Annotated in this window: 10 protein-coding genes; 5 read left to right on the plus strand and 5 right to left on the minus strand. The window is 49.4% G+C overall.

What is annotated here, in order from left to right:
* Positions 1-27 precede the first annotated feature (27 nt).
* From ACN0YN_RS15895 to ACN0YN_RS15905, 3 genes are all read left to right on the plus strand, one after another.
* A complete protein-coding gene (locus ACN0YN_RS15895) occupies positions 28-2265 on the plus strand; it encodes a PQQ-binding-like beta-propeller repeat protein (protein WP_417386003.1) in 2238 nt (745 codons plus the stop codon).
* Complete coding sequence (locus ACN0YN_RS15900; protein ID WP_417386004.1) at positions 2265-4184, plus strand: PQQ-binding-like beta-propeller repeat protein; 1920 nt, start codon at positions 2265-2267, stop codon at positions 4182-4184. Before ACN0YN_RS15895 ends, ACN0YN_RS15900 begins: the two co-directional genes overlap by 1 nt.
* A 195-nt stretch (positions 4185-4379) precedes the next feature.
* Positions 4380-5195: a dolichyl-phosphate beta-glucosyltransferase gene (locus ACN0YN_RS15905; RefSeq protein WP_417386005.1), complete on the plus strand. Its 816-nt coding sequence runs from the start codon at positions 4380-4382 to the stop codon at positions 5193-5195.
* 22 nt (positions 5196-5217) lie between these two features.
* On the opposite strand, the gene ACN0YN_RS15910 is transcribed toward ACN0YN_RS15905, so the two are convergent.
* The 3 genes from ACN0YN_RS15910 to ACN0YN_RS15920 are packed head-to-tail and all read right to left on the minus strand — an operon-like array spanning position 5218 to position 8485.
* Positions 5218-5583: a hypothetical protein gene (locus ACN0YN_RS15910; protein WP_417386006.1), complete on the minus strand. Its 366-nt coding sequence runs from the start codon at positions 5581-5583 to the stop codon at positions 5218-5220.
* Positions 5576-5983 carry a hypothetical protein gene (locus ACN0YN_RS15915; RefSeq protein WP_417386007.1) on the minus strand — a complete coding sequence of 136 codons (408 nt, stop codon included), beginning with the start codon at positions 5981-5983 and terminating at the stop codon, positions 5576-5578. The genes ACN0YN_RS15910 and ACN0YN_RS15915 overlap by 8 nt, the downstream gene beginning before the upstream one ends.
* A 45-nt stretch (positions 5984-6028) precedes the next feature.
* Positions 6029-8485 (minus strand): DUF4159 domain-containing protein, encoded by a 2457-nt coding sequence (locus tag ACN0YN_RS15920; protein ID WP_417386008.1) that lies wholly within the window; start codon positions 8483-8485, stop codon positions 6029-6031.
* A gap of 415 nt (positions 8486-8900) precedes the next feature.
* Here ACN0YN_RS15920 and ACN0YN_RS15925 point away from each other — a divergent pair, with 415 nt between their 5' ends.
* Positions 8901-9917 (plus strand): AAA family ATPase, encoded by a 1017-nt coding sequence (locus ACN0YN_RS15925; RefSeq protein WP_417386009.1) that lies wholly within the window; start codon positions 8901-8903, stop codon positions 9915-9917.
* Positions 9918-9956: 39 nt separating this feature from the next.
* On the opposite strand, the gene ACN0YN_RS15930 is transcribed toward ACN0YN_RS15925, so the two are convergent.
* Together ACN0YN_RS15930 and ACN0YN_RS15935 are read right to left on the minus strand one after the other, a co-directional pair.
* Positions 9957-11441: a protein kinase domain-containing protein gene (locus tag ACN0YN_RS15930; protein ID WP_417386010.1), complete on the minus strand. Its 1485-nt coding sequence runs from the start codon at positions 11439-11441 to the stop codon at positions 9957-9959.
* Between the two features lie 462 nt (positions 11442-11903).
* Positions 11904-13070: an N-acetylglucosamine-6-phosphate deacetylase gene (locus ACN0YN_RS15935; RefSeq protein ID WP_417386011.1), complete on the minus strand. Its 1167-nt coding sequence runs from the start codon at positions 13068-13070 to the stop codon at positions 11904-11906.
* 310 nt (positions 13071-13380) lie between these two features.
* Between ACN0YN_RS15935 and ACN0YN_RS15940 the strand changes: the two genes are divergently transcribed.
* Positions 13381-14700 carry a radical SAM/SPASM domain-containing protein gene (locus ACN0YN_RS15940; protein WP_417386012.1) on the plus strand — a complete coding sequence of 440 codons (1320 nt, stop codon included), beginning with the start codon at positions 13381-13383 and terminating at the stop codon, positions 14698-14700.
* The last annotated feature ends 505 nt before the right edge of the window (positions 14701-15205 follow it).

The following is a 15205-nucleotide window of genomic DNA, read 5'->3' on the forward strand; positions in this document are numbered from 1 at the left end:
TTCATAAACGAACAGTGAGGATCTTCTATGCGAAGAATAAACATGGTGCTCGTCGGCTCCGTTGTGCTGTTTCTTACCGCCTCTCTTGCATCTGCAGGCGACTGGGCACACTGGCGTGGCCCGGAACACAATGGGATTTCTCGTGAAACGAATCTGGTTGCCGACTGGAATCTGGACGGCAAAAACATTTTATGGAAATCAGATATCGGCGGGCGTTCCGCTCCGATCATTTTAGATGGTCGTGTTTATCTGAACTGTCGAACTCACCATGACGTCACCGACCCGGTTGAGAAAATCAACGCCCGGGAACAGGTGGTCTGCTGGGATGCCAAGACTGGTGAGTTGCTCTGGAAAGATGAGTTCAACGTTTTCCAGACCGACATTCCTTCACCGCGCGTTGGCTGGGCCAGCATGGCCGGTGATACGGAAACCGGAAATGTATTCGTGCACTCCGTCAGTGGTCTGTTTCGCTGCTATTCTCCCGAAGGCAAAGTGCTCTGGGAAACGTCACTGGCTGAAGACTACGGAAAGATCTCAGGTTATGGTGGTCGTACACAGACTCCCATCGTTGACGAAAACCGTGTGATTGTCAGCTTCCTGCAACTGAACTGGGGCAAAACAGCAGCTCCTCCTCCAAAGCAGGCTTACTACGCATTCGATAAAAAGACCGGTAAACTTCTCTGGACTGCTGCTCCCGGCGGCGCTCCTCTGGATACAAATTATTCTGTGCCGATTGTCACAGTGATCGATGGTACTCGCATGCTGATTGCCGGAAACGCTGATGGTGGCTGCTACGCGATGAATGCAAGAACCGGAGAAACTCTCTGGGGCTTCCAGATGTCCAAGCGTGGTTTGAATACCTCTCCCGTGGCTGATGGCAAATACGTTTACATCTCTCATGGGGAAGACAATATTGATACCGTCGACTTCGGACGCGTTCAATGTATTGATGGATCCTTGCGAGGTGACATTACCAAGACAGGCAGTGTCTGGCGTGTCGATGGCGTTAAAGCCGGTTATACCAGCCTGCTGGTAAAAGACGGCATTCTGTACGTCGTGGCTGATACCGGCCGGATGTATGCCTACGACAGCAAAGACGGCAAAGAACTCTGGACCTATAACCTAGGTACCGTCGGAAAAGGATCGCCTGTCTGGGCAGACGGAAAACTGTATGTTATGGAAGTGAATGGCAACATTCATATTCTGAAACCCAGTCGGGAAAAATGCGAAGAACTTTCGCACGTCCAACTGCTGGCACGCGTTGATAAAGGGATGGATGAAATTTATGCATCGCCGGCTATTGCCGACGGTCGCATCTATTTTGTCACCCGCGACCGTACGATCTGTATCGGCGACAAAAGCAGAGAACCCAGTAGCGATCCCATCCCTCCACTGGCAGAAGAAAAGCCAATGCAGGATAAAATCGCTTCAATTCAACTGGTCCCTTACGAGGTCTCTGTGACACAAGGGGAAAAGATTGATTATGAAATTCTGGCTTATGATGCAAATGGTCGCTTCATTAAAAATGTCGATGGAAAACTGACTCCGGGTCCTGGTATGGAAGCGGTGAAAGTGGACGGCATGACCGTCACAACTCCCTCCGATCTGAAAGCGCCTGCTGCAGGTACTGTTTCAGTCAAAGTGGGGGATGCCACTTCAGAAGCACGAATTCGCGTTTTCCCGCCACTCCCCTGGAAATTTTCAGCTCAGGGATTAAAAGGCAAGCAGGTTCCCCCTGCCTGGGTTAACGGATTTTTGAAACTGCAGCCCACTGAAGTTGACGGAACAACGGCGTTCAAATCCAGCCCGGGTAAAGGTCGTCCCAGTGCCAGCATCTGGATGGGGCCATCTAACATGAAGGAACTGGCTCCCAATGGATATACCGTCCAGGCTGATGTGTATTTCAAGGAGCAGAAACGCAAGCTGTCCAGCCTGGGTGTGACCGTGAATCGTTACGACCTGATTCTCAAAGGGAACTCCAGTAAGATTGCAATTCAGAGCTGGGCTCCTCACAAACGCATGGCGAAAGAAGTGACTTTCCGCTCCAAACCGGATACCTGGTACACCATGAAACTGAAAGTCGAAATCAAAGATGGACAGGCCATTGTCAAAGGCAAAGCCTGGCCACGCGATAAACCGGAACCTGAAAAGTGGACTATTGAAGCCACTGACCCCCATCCTAATACCGAGGGCAGCCCCGGAATTTATCTCTACCGTCTCGCCGATGGCTACATCGATAACATCATTGTCTCTGAGGATAAATAATGAAAAAGTCTTTAATTCGATTTGCCCTGTTGAACTCACTTGCCTGCGTCGCAGTCATGACAACAGGTTGTGAATCCAGCGATTCGACGAAACCATCTCCCCAGGCGAAAACCGAACTGGGCGGGTCTGCTCCTCTGGAAGAAGCAGGTTCGACTACGGTTGACGCAGGTGTGGATGTACCTGAAGCAGAACCCGAAATGAAAAAATCGGAACCCAAACTGGACGCTGACGGAAATCCGGTAGCACCCAAGACGGAAACTCCTGAACCGGCAAAACCGGAAGCAGAGCCTAAGCCAGAACCAGAAGCTAAACCGGAAGCAAAACCAGCTCCCAAAGCAGAAGCCAAACCGGCTCCAAAGGCCGAAGAAAAGCCCAAGGCTGAAGCAAAGCCGGAAAAAACTTCTCAGGCCAAACCTGAAGCAGCCGGGAAAAAAGTTGTGACAGGTGACTGGCCGATGTGGGGTGGTGATCCTACTCGCAACATGGTCAATAAAACCACGGGGCTCAACTTGAGCTTCAAACCTGGTGAAGGTGAAGAAAAAGGCGAAAACGTTCTCTGGGTCTCCAAACTGGGATCACAGACGTATGGAAACCCGGTTGTTGCCGGCGGTCAGGTTTACGTCGGAACCAATAACGGCGGAAAATATCGTCCCAAGTATGAAGACGATCTGGGTGTTGTTCTCTGTTTTGATGAGAAAACCGGCGACTTCAAATGGCAGCTATCTCGTGAAAAACTGCCACAAGGTCGCGTGAACGACTGGCCGGAACAGGGAATCTGTTCTGCTCCCTGCGTTCAAGGCGATCGGATGTGGGTTGTCACAAACCGTTGTGAGCTGATGTGCCTGGATACACAAGGCTTTTATGACAACGAAAATGATGGTCCCTACAAAGATGAAAAAGAGACCGACAAACAGGACGCGGATATCATCTGGTCGCTGGATATGATCGAAGACCTCGGCGTCTTCCCTCACAACCTGGCAACCAGTTCTCCCGTCGTGCATGGTGATACAATCTTCCTGCTGACTTCCAATGGTGTCGATGAAGCACACCTTGAAGTGCCTGCTCCCCGTGCTCCCTGTTTTCTTGCCGTTAATAAGAATACCGGAGAAATCATCTGGGAAGACAATACTCCCTTCGATAACATTCTCCACGGTCAATGGTCTTCACCAGCCATCGGTGTCGTGAACGGCAAAACCCAGGTCTACTTCCCAGGTGGAGATGGCTGGCTGTATGCTTTCACCCCCGAAGGTGACGGCGAAGGCAATGCAAAACTGATCTGGAAGTTTGACCTGAACCCCAAAGATTCCAAATGGGAACTCGGCGGTCGTGGAACCCGGAATGCGATCATCAGTACTCCCGTCTTCCATAACAACAGCGTGATTCTTGGCGTAGGACAGGACCCGGAACACGGTGAAGGTGTCGGCCATATCTATCGGATTGATGCGACGAAAACCGGCGATATCAGCCCTCAGATTTCTGACGGCAAAGATGGCTGGAAAGACAACCCGAATTCCGGCATGGTCTGGCATTACGGTGGTGAAGACGTCGATGGCAAACTCACCGGCAAAAAAGGAGACCTGCTGTTCCGTCGAACCATGTCGACTGTCGCCGTGGATGACGGCCTGGTCTATGCTCCAGACTTGAGCGGATTCGTGCATTGCCTCGATTTCGAAACCGGTAAACGTTACTGGGAGTACGATATGTTCGCAGCCTGCTGGGGATCTCCCATGGTTGTTGATAGCAAGGTTCTGATTGGAAATGAAGATGGCATGCTGATCATCCTCAAAGCAGGTAAAGAAAAGAAACTGCTGGATGAGAAAACATTCAACTCTTCGATCTACAGCACCCCGACCATTGCCAACGGCAAAATGTTTGTCTCCGATCGATCACAGCTTTACTCGATCAAAGTGACTGACTAACAACAGGTTACAGCTTATAAAACTGTAATACATCACCGAAGTCTGTGTTCAGCAGACTTCGGTTTTTTTGTGCGCTGAGAATCCGGTTTTGACATAAAACCGTTTTTCTGATACACCCCGCTACCACATTCTCAAGATCAGTTCAAAGCAGTTCTTAATGACTGTTTCCAGCAGGTAACGGGTAACCATTTCTTTATGTCTTCTGCCATCATTGTCATTCCCTGTTTCAACGAAGAAAAACGACTGGAAGTGCTCCAGTTTCGGAAATTCGCTTTGGTACATCCGGAGCATCAGTTCCTGTTTGTGAATGACGGCAGCAGCGATCGAACCGCGTTGATTCTTGATGACTTGAAGGCAGCAGCTCCTGAGTCCTTTGATGTATTGCATCTGTCCCGGAATCAGGGAAAAGCGGAAGCGGTCCGACAGGGGATGCTGCGTGCCCTGGAGGCTGATGTCGATTACGCAGGCTACTGGGATGCTGATCTGGCAACCCCTCTGGATATGATACCTGAATTCACACAGCAACTGGATCAGGCACCTCACCTTTCGCTGGTAATCGGTGCCCGCATCAAACTGCTGGGCAGGAAGATTGAGCGACAGAAGTTGAGGCATTATCTGGGACGCGTTTTTGCCACAGCTGCCTCAACCGTATTACAACTGCCTGTCTACGATACCCAGTGTGGTGCCAAACTCTTTCGTATCAGCGCGCAGAACAAGACTCTGTTCTCTACACGGTTTTTAACCAACTGGATTTTTGATGTAGAACTGCTGGCGCGTGCCCGACAACTGGAAAAGTTTTATCACTGTGATTCACTGGAAGCAACGGTATATGAATTACCTCTGAAATGCTGGCAGGATATCGCAGGTTCAAAAGTCAAACCGCATGATTTCCTGAAAGCATTTTTCGAACTCTGTTCTATCTACTGGAACTACCTGCGGCCTTCAATCAGAAAACCGTTCGCTCCCCTGTCTGTTCAAACCGGATCTGACAAGATCCGCAAGGCGGCTTAAACACTCTCAGTCGGTGTGGCAGCTATGCGCTGTAAAAACCATAGGCGATCAGAGAGTTGACTGCTGATATCACAAATAACAGCACTGAGACGACTAAGAACATCCAGTTGCGCCGGCTTGCCAGATAAATCATCAGCGCGACAAACAGGATGGAGATCAGGTACATGATCGCCAGAGCCAGACCATCTGGGAATTCACGAAACCATGCTGCACGTGGCAGAATACCTGGCAACGCGAGCCACATTTTAATCCAGGTCCAGCGATAGGACGTCCAGGTCCCTTTGCTCAAAATCAACCAGGAATAGGGGTAGTAAGTACAAAACAGAATCACCGGTACAACGATTTTCAGTGAAGGTCGTCGTACTGGTTTGGGAAATCTGTCAGGCATGATGAATGTTGAACCAGCTGTTGCAGTAACTGCATTTCACATCACCGTGAGGAGAGACATCGATATTGTCAGAAAGCGGTGCGTTGCATTTAGGACAGGTATACGATCCCTGCCTGGAATCCCGCATTGCAGAACGAGATGAGTTCTGTCGCTCTTTTTTCAGACCTTTTCCGGTGATGGCACAAAACGCAGTGAAGCCACCAATCACCACGAAAGGGATTGCGACAAATGAACCAAAGACGCGAACGAACACCGGCGGGGAATGAAAACCGCCAAAAGGCTGTGACCACAGGAATCCAAGTACCGACAGACCGATGCCAGCAAAGACGCAGCCGATCACAGCTCCGACAAATCGGGCTCCTGTCGCAATATTTTTCTGCTGGTTATCGAATTCGTTCATCAGAGTCCCAATCCAGTTTCGACGAATGAGTAATCCTGTCTCACATTAGTCGACTTTAATGCCTTCGACTTTATTTTTGAAGACAATATCCTGAAGTAAGGCATATCGAACAATATTTAATGCCAGATTCACCGCATCCTGTGGTACATATCCGGCACACGCAACCGATGCCTGTTGCTCCAGAGCACAACTGATATCGTACTTACTGTAGATCACAGCCAGATGTCCGTCGATCTCGATTCCTTCAAGCAAAGGCTCCACCACCAGCGTCTGCGCCTTGAGAGGCTGGTTCACATCATTCACTTCCATCTGCCGACGTCTGACACGGCGGACATCATATCCCGTCTGCTCTGAAAACAAAGGATGATCGATGGGAATCCGCTTCAACTCGCGCGTGGGGAACATTTCCCGGATCATCTGTCGAAAACTCTGATCAAAAGGTTGCGAACCACAACAGGCATCTGCAAACAGTACCGCGCCATTCTCCAGTGCCTGTCTGATATTCGCCTGTTCTGACTTCGAGAGACTGAACTGACTTCGCCCGTGCATATAAATCAAAGGATACTGCAGCAGATTCGGATCGCTGGCCGGTAGGCTCGGAGTTTTCGTAGAAGCAATCATCCCCGCCTTCTGATTCAACGCTTTCAACAGATTACTGAGGGCCCGCGGTGCCGCATCCCAGGTACCTGTATGCCGGATCTTGGCGATTTGCAGAAATCCACGTTCAATCTGATTCTGCATACCGTCGTTATTTGCCAGCTCTTCCTGATCCAGTTTGTTCGGCGGTTCACGACCTGTAGCATAAGCAATCACATTCGTACCAATGCGGATCGCCCGGGTGATCATCGATGTGGCTTTGACTGAGCGATCTTTTGACGGGAATCGCATCCACTTATCCCACAGGCAGGCCAGATCGTCAGGACAATAAATGATCGAAGTGCGACATCCAACATCGACTCCGTATAACTCAACACTTTCTGCATCCAGCAGATATTCACAACGAAACACTGGATGTTCGGCGGTCAGCCTCTTCAGTTGCACTTCTCCCTGGGGATACATTTTCTTGATCAGCTCGCGGAACCCACGGTCAAAACCTGCACCGTTACAGTTATTAACGGCGAAAATGAAGCCCCCCTGCTCCACATACTGTTTAAGCATGGCGGTCTCTTTTTCATCAAACCCCGGATCATCCTGACCACTGAGGAACAGGACCGGCGCCTGTCTGAGCACGGAAACGCCGGCCCCCTGGATCGCCAGATCCAGGTTGACGGTCTGCCAGGTCAGCAGCTTCGGCCAGTCGGGGCTGCCGGACAAGGCGTCGGTCAGATTCAGGATATCGTTCTGATGATGGTTCCAGTTCGGGAGTGTATCCGGCTTCCGGTTGGCTTGAGCATCGGAATTGTATTCCAGCTTATTGATCAGAACCGGCGCTAACCCCTTGGAGAGAAACAGCAGTACAAAGCTCGATCCTAAAACAGGATCACCTTCCTGGCCCACCCCTTGCCAGGAACCATCCCTGACCGATTGACGCTCAACGAGAAAGGCAGCGCCTTCACGGTACCAGTCGTGTTTACCGAAAAAACGTGTCCCACTGAGTCGACCGGCGCGTTCAAGACCATACAGATAATACAACAACCAGGAATTGACTCCGGGATTATGACCTACCGAAAAGTGATTCGCCATCCAGCGGATCGCGCGTTCGATCGACTCATCATCATCTTCATTGACACAACAGTTGGGAGTTCCATCCGGATTGATCTCCAGTTCGTCCCCCAGCATGGAATTCACAATCACCATGGTTGCGATGCCTGCGACAGTCATACTCCCCCGGCTGGCTCCCACTTTCGACTGATAACCCCAGCCACCATCAGAACTCTGCTGGGTACTCCAATACTGTTTGATCAGTTTCCAGGTATTGATGCTGACCGGAACACCGGCATGGACCGCATCTCTCAGTGCCAGAACTGCATACTGGCTATTGCTGCGATCAGCTGTTCCGGCTCCACCGATTGCCATACCAGGTCCATACCCCCAGCCACCAGCATCCGGGCCGGTTTTAACCTGGCTGTTCTCGAGCTTCAGAACCAGCGACTGAATCAGGGTGTGGTCGCGTTTTCCGTCTTTGGCTGCAGCCAGTGCCATGATCATTAAACCGGTCTGATACGTTCCTCTGGGATCGGGGGCGCGCAAGGTACGCAGATATTTGAGGCCACGTTGCACCGGTTCATCTTTGGCTGTCATGCCGCAATTGATGATGGCCATCAAAGCCAGACAGCTGACTCCGACAGTATGATTTCCCCCTCGTGTTGACCACGAACCATCGTCATTCTGTTGTTTCACCAGGAAGTCACGTCCCCGGTCAATCGAGTCGACGACGGCTTGTGCTGTCAGTTCCTGTGCAGATACGGTCGCGTAAAAAGGGAAAAAGACAGAAATGCAGATGGCACCTGTCATCGTCCAGCGCAACGCCCGATGCGCTATTCGAGATTGCAAAAAATGCATGGCATTTCTCTTTCGGTGTTCACAAAACTTGAATCTGGTAAAGGCAGGATGACCAGAATCTCATCCTGAAGTTGCTTCTTTTCAGACCTTTCAATCTGTAGCGCGAACCCTGCCCTTCAATATCAGGTAGAGATAATTTGACTGATATTATAGTTTAAGAAATCTCCCTGCTTATCAATTTTGTCCGATTTTTATGAAATCATGTACTTTTTCAGTCGTTTTATAGATTGTAGCAGAATTGACTAAGCAAGTCAGGGGGTCTCTGTTTCTCTTGTCATTTAAGGAGAGTATAATCAGATCCCCTGAAATCCTTTTTCCATATCCATACGAACTGACTTCTGGTTGTTGAAACCAGAATCTGGCCGATACCGGATCAATCAGTCGGGATTCAATCATTAGAGAGAATGGGATAACCTTGGCTAACGAAAAACGCGATTTTGATGATTTTCTGGAGAAACTGAAACGTCATCACGATGTCATGGTGGAAGAACTGCATAAAGTCATCATCGGGCAGGATGCCGTCATTGAGCAGATTCTGGCAGCGATTTTTACCGGTGGTCACTGCCTGCTGGTCGGAGTTCCCGGACTGGCCAAAACGTTGCTGGTCAGCACGATCGCCCGCATTCTGGACTGCGAATTCAAGCGGATTCAGTTTACTCCCGACCTGATGCCCTCTGACATCACCGGGACAAATGTGCTCGAAGAGGAGGATTCCGGTCGGCGTTCATTTCGCTTCGTTCAAGGTCCGGTTTTTACCAATATTCTTCTGGCAGACGAAATCAACCGTACGCCCCCTAAAACCCAGGCAGCGCTGCTGCAGTCGATGCAGGAGCGGGAAGTGACTGTGGGGCAGACAACATACGATCTGCCTGATCCGTTCTTTGTCATCGCGACTCAAAACCCGATTGAACAGGAAGGAACATATCCCCTCCCCGAAGCGCAGCTCGACCGTTTCATGTTTAATATCAAAGTGGAATATCCCAACCTCGAAGAGGAAGAAAAAATTCTGGCAGCGACCAGCCTGAGCGATAAACCGGAAATCCGTAAAGTTCTGTCTGCAAAATCCATCGTCTATCTGCAGCGTCAGATCAATATGATTGAAGTGGGACCGATGACGATCAATTATGTCACCCGACTTGTGCGAGCGACGCGACCGTCAGATGGATCGGCCCCCGCCTTTGTCAAACAGATGGTTGACTGGGGCGCTGGACCTCGTGCAGGACAATACCTGATTGCAGGCGGAAAAGCGATTGCCGCCATGGCAGGACGGGCAAGCGTCTCACTGAATGATATCAGACGGGTGGCTGTCCCTGTACTCAGACACCGTATCTCAACCAACTTCCAGGCCCAGGCAGAGGGAATGGTAACGGAAGATATCATCGCCCGGTTACTGGAAGAGATTCCGGAACCCAATATCCCCAAGTACGAATGACCGATCTGAACTCAAAGCTTGAACAGCAGCGCTGGAGTCTCAGTGAGCCGTCAGTTCTGCAGAGTCGTTAAGCTGATGCTGCAGTACTTTCTGGATTTTGGCTCGCAGGTTTCGAATTTTGATTGGCTGAACCAGGATTCGAGAGCGATCCGTTTTATGCAGCGTTTTTTTCACGCCGCCGTTTTTCTCGGAGAGAACCAGCACAGCAGCCAGATCGGCGTCCAATCCCAGTGATTGATTAAACGCTTCCACTGCGCCAGGCCCGATGGAGTCTTCCATGAAGACCACACAGTCAGGAGCATTTTCCTTGATGCGGTTCATAGCCCGTTCCACATCGCTGAGAATCAGCACCCGATACCCATGCTTGGTAAGATATTCTCTGAGCACATCCTGATGTTTGGGTCGGTTCTCGACACACAAAATCGTGGGAGGCGCGATCGCCATTTTCAGTTCCTGTTCAGCGGAAGTCTTTACTTCAGCCGTTTTATTGACTGTACCGGTCTCATCCAGTTGAGCACGCACTTCCAGCAGATCCTGAATCGCATCTGTCGCAGACTGATAACGCTGAACTGGCTGGTAAGCCATCAGTTTTTCAAGCACGTTTACAACCGGTGCAGGTAGATCCGGATCAATAGTCGTTATCGGAGGTACCTGTGAATAGCGTGAGGGCCGCTTTCGCTCTTCGATATCTTTTGTTCTGGGAAAGGGTGGCTTACCGCAGAGCAGTTCGTAAAAAATGGTGCCGACAAAATAGAGGTCGCTGCGGGGATCGTTACGTGGTGCTCCAGTTGATTTTTCCAGTGTTCCGTATTCTACGGCCCGCTGATGTGCTTCGCCGGCACCACTGGCGTCATCTTCGCCAGCCAGTCCAAAGTCAATCAGTTTAGCGACTCCCTGAATCGACATCAGGACGTTGGTCGGTTTCATATCGCGGTGGGTGTATCCCAGACGATTGGCATACTCCAGGCCTTCACAGATATCGACGGTATAATTGATCGCTTCAACGGGAGATAATTTTTTGCGAATCGTAATGAAATCGCGCAGGTTCCCGCCTTCGACAAATTCCATGGTAAAGTAGTGCGTATCGTCCTGAACTCCGACATCATAGATCGAGACAATATTTTTGTGTTGAAACTGCTTACAGACCTCGGCTTCCCGATGAAACATTTTGACCGTTTCGGGATCTTGAGCCCAGCGCTGCCTGAGAACCTTAACACCAACCATGCGACCATCAATTAGAGAAGCAGCCCGGTAAACGCGGGCAAAACTCCCGGAGGCATTCTGATACATGAGCTTATTATCACCAAGTACCAGTCCGTCGAGTTCGTTGTTTTTAAGGCGACCTGCCTGAAAAGAAGTGATGAGATTCTTACGCTCTAACAGTCGAATGAGCTGATCATCATCGGCTGATTTTTCCTGAAGTTCCTGGAGACAGGAATCCATATCCTGTTGTGAAACAAGTCGCATGCTGACCAGTTCCACACTGAGCTTTTTCTTCTGTGACTTCTTATTAAAAAAAATCATTCGCGGTCCACGATCTGCAGATGCACACCAGGCAATGAACTAGATTTTCTGTAAACCAAATGAAAATAGAACAGTGAGTTCAAATTTGATTTAGCTGTTCTCTTTCGCGAAAAAGAAAAAAATGAGTGCCTCGGTTACATGAAATCCAGTCGCCAGATGCCATCTATGAAATGAATGAGAGCTTAAAATATATTAAAACAACGGCCCTGAAATAGATACAAAATTCCATTTATGAAAATTTGAAGTAAGTATTGAGAATAACTAGTGCGCATCACATTTAACTATAGCGTCTGTCAAACTAATATACTCGAGCCAAATGGCCTTGGAGACGCTACAGGAAAACTGGACACAGTCTAATTATAGCATCCAAAATGAGGCAAGGGAATCAGTGAACACGCGCGCAGAAAATAATTTTCCAATTTCAGGGTGAGACGGAGCGCATTCGTTCTAACCAGAACAGATTCAGGAATTCACCAGTAGTGTCCCGTATTTGACCGCACCACAGGCGAGTGTGGTTTGAATATTCATGCGTGTGCCGGTTCCTTCGTAGTGGAAGAGAATCAGGTCGGCACGAGAACCCGCTTCCAGGCTGATTTCCTCAAACCCCAGCAGACGTGCCGGATTGAGACCTGCCATATCCAGCGACTCCTGCAGGGTAATCCCTGCCATATCAATCGCGGTTGTCACACAGGTATCGGTTTCGAGACCGGAACCGGCCAGTAACTGCCTCTGCCCGGCAATCACAATCGGTCCGTCTTCGAGTACTTCCATTTTGACCGAACCTTCCTCATAAATCCCGGGAGGAGATCCCGCCAGACCGGAGGCATCGCAGGTAATAATGGTGTTCTCGACACCTTTGGTCTTAATAATGGTCCGCACGACACTGGCAGGGAGGTGATGTCCATCAGTAATAATACTGGCCATCAGCCGCGGTTCGCCTAATTGTTCCCAGATATAGTTTGGATGCCGACGCAGTGTCCCATGCGCCCCGTTACCCAGGTGAGTACTCAACTGGGCGCCAGCCTCAACGGCTTCCATGATGTGTTCCGGTTCTGCTGCCGTATGACCAATCGAAACGACAACACCGGAAGCGACTGCTTTTTTGATAAAGGGAATTGCATTATCAACTTCGGGAGCCAGTGTAATCAGTCGAATGCGATTGCCGGAAATTTCCTGAAGACGACAGAACTCATCCCAGTCTGCAGCCCGTACCTGATCCAGTGGATGAGCACCACGGGGCCCCTGGATCGGTGAAATGTAAGGACCTTCCAGATGACAACCAGGCACCATCTGCTGTGCCCAGGAATTCTCTTCACACGCTTCACGAATCGCAGTAAACCCACTGACATAATCTTCGTAAGAGCTGGTGATTAATGTAGGGCAGAGTCTCGTAATACCATATTGATAATGTTTTTCGAGTACCTGACAGACTTCATCAGACGTCAAACCCGACTTGTTAAACCAGATCCCACCATACCCATTGATCTGCAGGTCAAACATCGCAGGCGCAATAAAAGGCAGACCTGCTGCTTCCGAATCTGGAAGCAGTTCGATCGAAGAGATTTTTTCTCCCTTGATCTTGATGCACACTGCTTCATAGGTATCGTATCTTCGTCCTACTAACTCCATCAATTGCCTCGAGCTCTTAAACAATTTGAATCAGGTAGCCTGTAAATATATTGAGCAACTATTACAGGTTTATTTAAACTTAGAAAGTATAAGAATTTGACTCCAAAGTCAAAAAAAGAATTATGCTAACACTGCTTTATACCATGAATTTCATGCAATTTACAGTGTGAGTTTAAATGTTTGTGTACTATGAAAAAATTCCTGGTATTTTTTGAGGAATCGGGTGTTTTCGGAAGATGGAACGAGTAAAATTGATGGCAACACAACTTTGTTCACTAAATCCGCTGCTCCCACGGAATTGAGATAATTTATGTACCTGAAAATGGCCAAACGCGTTCTGTTGGAGACGGATAAAAGACTTGTCTGGAAACTGGCTTACAACTTCGGCTTCAAAGGAGCCTTGTCGGTCCACAAGCATAAAAAACGCCTCAAACGGGGCGAATTCTTTCCTCCCTTTCTCTACGTCTCGGTAATCAACAGCTGCAACTTGCGCTGTCAGGGGTGCTGGGTCGATGTCGCTGCCAAGCAGGAAAAAATCGACGTCGAAGCCATGTCAAAACTCATCCTTGAAGCCAAAGAGATGGGAAATTCCTTCTTTGGAATCCTGGGCGGGGAACCGTTTATGCATCCCCAGCTCCTGGAAATTCTTGAACGTCATCCCGACTGCTATTTTCAAATTTTTACGAATGGGCAATTTATTACCGATGAAATTGCCAAAAAACTTCGCAAGCTGGGAAATGCGACTCCCCTCATCAGCGTCGAAGGCAACGAAATCATCAGCAACGAGCGCCGTGGACGAAATGACGTTTACGCCAAAACCATGCAGGGTATTCAGAACTGCCTCAACAACAAACTGCTGACAGGTGTCTGCACGAGTCTCTGCAAATCCAACATCGATGACCTGCTCACCGAAGCATGGGTCGACAAGCTGATCGACATGGGCGTGATGTATTGCTGGTATCACATCTACCGTGTCGCCGGCCCTGAACCAAATCCCGAACTCGCACTCTCTCCTGAAGAGCAACTGCGGGCCCGTAAGTTTGTCGTCGATATTCGCGCCCGCAAACCAATTGGTGTGATCGACGCTTACTTCGACCACGACGGCACCGCACTCTGCCCTGCAGCTACCGGGCTCAGTCATCACATCAATCCGTGGGGTGACATTGAGCCCTGCCCGGTCATTCAGTTCGCGACCGACTCCATTCACGATCAGTCGAAAACACTGAAAGAAAAATTCATCGGTTCTGAATTCCTCAAAGACTTCCGGCACGTCGTACAGCAAAACACGCGTGGCTGTATCATCCTCGAACGCCCCGATCTGCTCGAAGACCTGATGAAGAAACATGGCGCCAAGGATTCCACCTTCCGCAAACAGGCAATGCAGGAACTGCAGAACCTGGAAACGCGCACGTCGCAATACTCCCCCGGAAACGAAGTCCCCGAGAAAAGCCTGGTGTATCGCATCGCCAAGAAATTCTTCTTCAATGATTTCGGTGTCTACGCAGGCGCCGATCACAGCCAGACTTCGGCCCCAGGTATCCTGGCCAGTCGTGCCCCGTCGCCTGCTGCTTCGAACGACGATCCCCCCAACTTCATTCCCCTCGAAGCCATCAAAAGCGATGTCCAGTAAGGAACAGCCCTCGCTGGATCCTTCACTTAATTCCTCTCCTTGAATTCAACAGATAAATCGCAGTTTTCGAGACGATTCAAGAAAACCCTGCACTTCCCGAAGCATTTCTGACACCTATAATCTAAAGCGTGAAGTGACGTACATTGGCAAATGTATATTGAGAAATGCGACAAAAACAGCTGGAAGTAAGATTTCTCAGTCAATGATGAACCGAACCGTTATTAAACAGTCACTTCTGATAGATGTGCATTGAGAACAGTCCGCCTGATCTCAATGAGTAAGTAACCGGATTTGAAATGACTTGACTAACGTATCCACAATCAGAGTTTTCTCTCACTTGAGCTGGTTTTGAAATAGTCAAAAGTTGCTGATTTGTAGTATGTTATGTGCCGGTTAGATTCAGAACTGAAAGTGATGAACTTTGTGGTTCAGATTTCCGATGCCTGAAACAGGGAGCGATTACATGGAATGAGTTTACTTTCCCAACTTATTTCAGCAGCTTCAC

The organism is Gimesia sp., assembly GCF_048260065.1.
Classification (GTDB): Bacteria; Planctomycetota; Planctomycetia; order Planctomycetales; family Planctomycetaceae; genus Gimesia.